1 protein-coding gene is annotated in these 1,748 nt (G+C 70.3%); it reads left to right on the forward strand.

What is annotated here, in order from left to right:
• Positions 1-8 precede the first annotated feature (8 nt).
• Positions 9-1,730 (forward strand): acyl-CoA dehydrogenase, encoded by a 1,722-nt coding sequence (locus E1193_RS31305; protein WP_132186725.1) that lies wholly within the window; start codon positions 9-11, stop codon positions 1,728-1,730.
• Positions 1,731-1,748: the final 18 nt, after the last annotated feature.

Below are 1,748 nucleotides of genomic sequence, written 5' to 3' on the forward strand. Positions count from 1 at the left end.
GGACCCCCATGCCCTCGTCACCGCTGCTCAACCCGCGCACCTACGACCCCGCCCACCTCGACCCCGAGTCCCGGCGGCTGCTGCGTGCCACCGTCGACTTCTTCGAGCAGCGGGGCAAGAGGGCCCTGGTCGACAGCTACAACCGGCACGACTGGTACGGCGACTTCCTCGACTTCGCCGCCAAGGAGGGACTTTTCGCCGCCTTCTGCACCCCGGCCGCCGACGGCGGCGGCGACCCGGCCAAACGCTGGGACACCGCCCGCAACGCCGCGCTGAGCGAGGTGCTCGGCTTCTACGGCCTCGGCTACTGGTACACCTGGCAGGTCACCGTCCTCGGCCTCGGCCCGGTGTGGCAGAGCGACAACACCGCCGTCCGGGTCCGTGCCGCCGAGCTGCTCGACTCCGGGCACGTGATGGCGTTCGGCCTCTCCGAGCGCAACCACGGCGCCGACATCTACTCCACCGACATGCTGCTCACCCCGGATGGCTCCGGCGGGTTCCGGGCCACGGGCGGCAAGTACTACATCGGCAACGGCAACGTCGCCGGCCTGGTCTCCGTCTTCGGTCGCCGCACCGACGTGGACGGCCCCGACGGGTACGTCTTCTTCGCCGCCGACAGCCGGCACCCGGCGTACCGGCTGGTGGGCAACGTGGTGAACGCGCAGATGTTCGTCAGTGAGTTCCGGCTGGAGGACTACCCGGTGCGCGCCGAGGACGTGTTGCACACCGGCCGGTCCGCCTTCGACGCCGCGCTCAACACCGTCAACGTCGGCAAGTTCAACCTCTGCACCGCCAGCATCGGCATCTGCGAGCACGCCATGTACGAGGCGGTCACCCACGCCCACAACCGGGTCCTCTACGGCCGGCGGGTCACCGACTTCCCGCACGTGCGTCGGGAGCTGACCGACGCGTACGCGCGCCTGGTGGCGATGAAGGCGTTCAGCGACCGGGCCGTCGACTACTTCCGTTCGGCCGGCGCGGACGACCGCCGCTACCTGCTGTTCAACCCGATGACCAAGATGAAGGTGACCACCGAGGGCGAGAAGGTCGTCGACCTGCTCTGGGACGTCATCGCCGCCAAGGGCTTCGAGGCCGACACCTACTTCGACAAGGCCGCCCGGGACATCCGTGGCCTGCCCAAGCTCGAAGGCACGGTGCACGTCAACCTGGCGCTGATCCTCAAGTTCATGGCCAACTACCTGTTCGCCCCGGCCGAGTTCCCGCCGGTGCCGACCCGCCACGACCCGGCCGACGACGAGTTCCTGTTCCGGCAGGGCCCGGCGCGCGGCCTGGGCGGGATTCGCTTCCACGACTGGCGGACCGCGTACGACGCGCACGCCCACGTGCCGAACGTGGCTCGGTTCACCGAGCAGGCCGACGGGCTGCGCACACTGCTGGCCGCACACGCTCCGACCGAGGAGCAGCAGCGGGACCTGGACTTCCTGCTCGCCGTCGGGCAGCTCTTCGCGCTGGTCGTCTACGGCCAGCTCATCCTGGAGCAGGCCGCGCTGACCGGCCTGGACGTCGACCTGCTGGATAAGATATTCGACATCCTGGTCCGCGACTTCTCCTTCCACGCCACCGAACTGCACGGCAAGGCGGCCACCAGCGACGAGCAGGCCGCCTGGGCGCTGGCCCACGTCCGCCGCCCGGTCGCCGACCCGGAGCGCACCGCCCGGGTGTGGGCCCAGGTCACCGCCCTCTCCGGGGCGTACGAGATGCTGCCCTGACCCGCCGCCCCCCCACTC

Source organism: Micromonospora sp. KC606 (assembly GCF_004348675.1).
In the GTDB taxonomy this organism is placed as follows: Bacteria; Actinomycetota; Actinomycetes; order Mycobacteriales; family Micromonosporaceae; genus Micromonospora.